Origin of the sequence: Streptomyces sp. 8K308, assembly GCF_004348315.1 — a bacterium.
GTDB lineage: Bacteria > Actinomycetota > Actinomycetes > Streptomycetales > Streptomycetaceae > Streptomyces.
Map to the genome: position 1 here is coordinate 1 of NZ_SMKC01000440.1, position 5,024 is coordinate 5,024.

Here is a 5,024-nt window from a genome sequence, read left to right on the forward strand (position 1 = left end):
GTATAAGAGACAGGGGGAGAACCTCCGGCCGGCGGTGGGCGCGCCGCGTGGTGCGGGTCCCTTCGAGCCGCTCAGGCCGGCAGGCCGCCCCGCAGGTCGCCCCACACAGCCGTCGTCAGGGCGAACGGCGTCGCCGCCGACCAGGCTTGCGGCGTGCACGCGTGCGGGTAGGGGATCGGCGCCGGATGGAGGTCGCGCGGGTAGCCGGCGACCGCCTCCGGCAGGTGGAAGGACGTGGCCGCGGCCAGGTCGAGCACGCCGCGGGCGACCGTCTCCGCCTCCGTCCGCAGCCCGTACCGCGCGAGGCCGAGCGCCGCGATCGCGCTGTCGTGCGGCCAGACGCAGCCGCGGTGGTAGGAGAGCGGGTGGTACGCCGCCTGGTCGGCCGCCAGCGTGCGGATGCCCCAGCCGGTGAAGAAGTCCGGCGCCATCAGGCGCCTGCCCACCGCCCGGCCGCGCTCGCGGTCGAGGATGCCGGTCCACAGCAGATGCCCGGCGTCGGAGGCGAGCGCGTCGACCCGCCGGCCCGTGCCGTCCAACGCCAGGGCGGGGAAGTCCAGGTCCGGCAGCCAGAAGTCCCGCAGGAAGCGGGCCCGCAGCCCCTCGGCCGCGTCGTCGAGCACGTCCGCGTAGGCCGCGTCGTCCCAGGCGATGCGGGCGAGCCGCGCCGCCTGGCGGAGTGCCGCGTACGCGTAGCCCTGGGGGGCGGCGGCCGTGATCTCGCCCTTGGCCGGGGTGCCGTCCGCGTGGCAGATGGAGCCGGGTGAGTCCTTCCAGCTCTGGTTCGCGAGCCCGCCCTGGTCCGCATGGTAGAGCAGGTAGCCGCCGTCGGCGAGCCCGCCGTGTTGGAACATCCAGTCGACGGCGGCCCGTGCGTGCCGCTCGAGGCGCCGCGCCAGCTTCTCCTCGCCCGTGGTCTCGGCGTGCGCGCCGAGCAGCATGAGGAACAGCGGTGTCGAGTCGACCGCGCCGAAGTACCGGCCGTACGGGACCTGTTGGAAGTAGGCCAGTTCCCCGTGGCGCAGCTCGTGGACGATCTTGCCCGGTTCGGCGATGCGCTCGGGGTCGGCGCCGGTCGCCTGGGTGGCGGCCAGCGTCAGCAGGGTGGCGGCGGCCAGCTCCGGTCTGGCGCGCAGGGTGAACAGCGAGGTGACGAGCGCGTGGCGGCCGAGGAGCGTCAGGAACCACGGGACGCCGGCCGCCGGCACCCGCAGCGCCTCGCCGTCGGGGCCGGTGGCCGGGACGAGGAGGCAGGTCAGGTCGGCGAGGCCCTGCTCGCAGGCGGTCGCCAACTCCGGCCAGTCGTCCGGGATCGGTACGCCGACCGTGCCGCCGGCGCCCAACTCCCCGGCCGGTGAGGGGAGGACGGGGTCGGGCTCGGGTGCTCCGTGCGGGTGGGCGTCGACGCGCAGCGCCAACTCCGCGCTGCCGTGGGCCGGGAGCTCGATCCGCCAGCGCAACCGCCGTGCCCCGCTGCCGGTCTCCTCCACCGCGTCCGGCGCGGGCGACGCGGTGACGACGGTGCGGGCGTGCCATTCGCGGCGCCGGTAGCCGAACTCCACGCCGTCCGGGCGGAGTTCCCTGGTGCGCACGGCGTGCGGCTTCTCGTACCAGCGGTGGTCGGAGCGCAGCTCGAACTGGTCGGCGAAGTCGGCGTCGACGGTCAGGGCCAGCAGGGCGGTTGTGGGCTCGCCGCGGTTGCTGCCGATCCTGATCCGCTCGCTGAGACCGCCGGCCCGCACGGACTGCTCGCGGAAGACGGTCAGCGCCGGTGTGTCGGCCCGGCCGCCGGGCGGCGTCAACACGGCGCTCGACCGGGCCTCCTGGCCGGCGCTCGCGGGCACCAGCACCGCCGGGGTGCCGCCGTCGACAGTGAGCTGCCAGCGGCTCAGGTGGCGCGCGTCGCGGGCGAAGAGGCCGTCCGGCCAGGCGCCGCGTTCGCCGGTGATGTCCCCGGACGGCCCGACCGCGGCGAAGGTGCCGTCCCGGACGAGCAGGCAGTGGTGCGAAGTGAGCACTGCGATCCCCTGAGGTCTGTGGGATGTCTTCGGTGTTCGCGGTGTCGGGGAACGTCACTCATGCGACGACGACGCCCCCTGGGCCGCGAGCGGTGCGATGAGCAGATCGATGGTGAGCGCGGCCGTCCAGCTGAAGTCCTGGCTGCCGCGTGCCTCGCAGGTGAACGGGTCGACGTACTCGGCGAAGCCGGTGGCGGTGGCGGCGCCGAGCGCCTCGGCCCGCAGCGCGTCGGCCTGCTCCGTGGCGCCGTGTTGGCGCAGGCCGCGCTCCAGCAGCCAGTTGATGTTGAACCAGGCGGGCCCCCGCCAGTAGCGGGCGGGGTCGAACGAGGGACCGGTCAGGTCGTAGCTCGGCGCCAGCCGGCAGGCGCCGCCGAGGCCGAAGTGCTCGCCGGTGGCGGTGCGCACCAGCGCGGTGGCCACGTCCTCCGGTAGGTCGGGCAGGATCAGCGGGATCAGCCCGCTGACGCCGCGCTCGGGGACGGGCTCGCCGGCGATCACGTCGTGGCACAGGAACATGCCGGCGTCCGGGTTCCACAGGCGCTTGAGCATGCTGGTGGTGAGCTCCTCGGCTCGCACCAGGTGGTCGGCGGGGTCGGCGCCGAGGGCGGTGGCGATCCGGGCCAGCGCGTTTTCGGAGGCGATCAGCAGCGCGTTGAGCGCCGGGTCCTCGACGGCGAAGGGGTGTGACGCGGCGTCGTCCGCGTAGCCGTGGTCGCGGTAGGTCTCGGCGAGCCGCACGTAGCGGCCGTAGTCGAGGTCGGTGGGGCGGTCGGCGCGGCGGCCGTGGTCGAGGTCGGCGCGGTGGAACGAGTCGGCGGCGGCGGGCTCGATCCTGGCCAGCGGCGGGTCCCAACACGGACTGTTGTCCATGCCGGACTCCCAGGGGTGGACGATTGACGCCAGGCCGCGCCTGCCGAGGTCGCGCTGGTCGGTGAGGTAGCGCTGCCAGGCGACGAGCCGCGGGTAGACGCGGCGCAGAAAACCCCGCCGCGCGGACGCGGCGGGATCGGCCTGGTGGACCAGCCAGGCGGCGAGGGCGTGCACGGGCGGCTGCACGATTCCGGAGGTCTCGACGGCCGCGGGCGCCCCCGCCTTGTCCCCGGCGGTGGATGAGCGCCAGAAGTCGGGACTGGGGAAGTAGGCCGTGAGGGGGACGGCCGGGTTGAACACGATGTGCGGGACGCGGCCGTCGGCCCACTGCGCGGCCAGCAGGGTCTCGAGCTCGCGCTGGGCGCGGGTGGGGGAGAGGTGCCGGAGGCCGATGGCGATGAACGCGGAGTCCCAGCTCCACTGGTGGGGGTAGAGCGCTCTCGAGGGCACCGTGGAGGAGCCGGTCCAGTTGCGGGAGAGAACGCGGCGCGCGCCGTTGTATGCGATCGAGGGCAGGCCGAGGGGCAGATCAGCGCGTTCCACGTGGGCTCCGAAGGACTCTGGCTTTTGCTGCCGCAGCGCGGCCGCACCATTTGTTTTGTCGAAGGTACCGCAGAGTTACGTCTACTTAACACGCAAAAGTACCGCTGTAATATCTACTTCACAAGCTAAAGGGGGGTGAGAAATCAGTCACGGGGAAGGCAGGCGGTGTGACGAACCAGGCGAGCGCCGGGCACCTGCTGGGGTTGATCCGCGGTGGGCAGGCGACGACGCGCGGCGAGCTCCAGCGGATCACCGGCCTCTCCCGATCGACGGTCGGCCATCGGCTCGACCAGCTCTTCGGCGCCGGCTGGATCAGGGAGACCGCCGGCGACCCGGTGGAGGCCCCCACCGGTGGGCGCCCGGCGGTGCGCATCGAGTTCGACGCCTCGCACGCGGTGGTGCTCTGCGCCGACCTGGAGACCCGGCACGCCAGGGCCGCCGTGCTCGACCTGGCGGGTGGGCTGCTCGCCGAGCACTCCGGTTCGCTGCTGATCAACCAGGGCCCCGACGAGGTGCTCGACCGGCTCGGCCACTGGTTCGCGGCGCTGCTCGAGAAGGCGGGAGTGCCGGCCTCCGCCGTGTGTGGCATCGGTCTCTCAGTGCCTGGCCCGGTCGACTCGGCCGCCGGTCTGATCGTCCAGCCGCCGATCATGCCCGGCTGGGACCGGTACCCGATCCGGGAGCGGATGCGGCGCGCGTTCGCCGAGCACTGCCACGGCGACGCCGGGATACCCGTGCTGATGGAGAACGACGCCAACCTCATGGCGTACGCCGAGCAGCGCTATGGCTATCCGGACTGCTCGGCGTTTCTGTTGATCAAGGTCTCCACGGGCATCGGCGCCGGGGTGGTGGCCGGCGGAGAGATGTACCGGGGGATCGACGGCGCGGCCGGTGACATTGGTCACATAAGGCTCAGCGACCAGGCGCACGCGCTGTGCCGCTGCGGCTCCTACGGCTGCCTGGCCGCCGTGGCCAGCGGCCGTGCCCTGGCTGAGCAGCTGACGGCCGCCGGCATCCCGACGGCCTCCGGCTCCGGCGTCCGCGACCAGCTCTCCATCGGCCAGCCGGACGCGGTGCGGCTGGCCCGAGAGGCGGGCCGGCTGGTCGGCGGCGTGTTGGCCACGGTGGTGACGCTGCTCAACCCCGGCGTCCTGATGATCGCCGGCGACCTGGCGGGCCCGCCGTTCCTGACCGGCGTCCGCGAGCTCCTCTACCAGCGCGCGATGCCGCGCACCACCGCCGACCTGCGGGTGGTGACCTCCCAACTCGGCGACCGGGCCGGGTTGACGGGGGCGGCGGCCATGGTCGTCGAGTCGCTGTACGCCCCCGCCGAGGCCGACCGTCGCCTCGCGGCCGGTTGATTTCCTTCCCGCTCTCCGCCCTCGCCGTGGTGCTTCGTCGTTCCCCGTGCCCCGGCGTGTTGGGGGGCTTAGGGTGGAAATAGCCCATTCGTGGGCGTGATGCCTGCCACGAATGATGAATGGAACGCTCAGATGAGCGGTTGCCGGGGTAACCTCCCGCTGTCAGGGCAGCCGTTCACGAGGAGTCGAGTCCCGTGCCGGATACGCGAACCCCATCCCTCATCAACCC

At 73.3% G+C, this 5,024-nt stretch carries 3 protein-coding genes; 1 reads left to right on the plus strand and 2 read right to left on the minus strand.

What is annotated here, in order from left to right; translation table 11 throughout:
- Nucleotides 1-71: 71 nt before the first annotated feature.
- Together E1265_RS33505 and E1265_RS33510 are read right to left on the minus strand one after the other, a co-directional pair.
- Nucleotides 72-2,018: a glycogen debranching N-terminal domain-containing protein gene (locus tag E1265_RS33505; protein ID WP_132934720.1), complete on the minus strand. Its 1,947-nt coding sequence runs from the start codon at nt 2,016-2,018 to the stop codon at nt 72-74.
- A gap of 54 nt (nt 2,019-2,072) precedes the next feature.
- Complete coding sequence (locus E1265_RS33510) at nt 2,073-3,434, minus strand: trehalase family glycosidase (protein ID WP_132934721.1); 1,362 nt, start codon at nt 3,432-3,434, stop codon at nt 2,073-2,075.
- 167 nt (nt 3,435-3,601) lie between these two features.
- Here E1265_RS33510 and E1265_RS33515 point away from each other — a divergent pair, with 167 nt between their 5' ends.
- On the plus strand, nt 3,602-4,795 hold the full coding sequence (locus E1265_RS33515; protein ID WP_132934722.1) for an ROK family protein: 1,194 nt from the start codon (nt 3,602-3,604) through the stop codon (nt 4,793-4,795).
- Nucleotides 4,796-5,024: the final 229 nt, after the last annotated feature.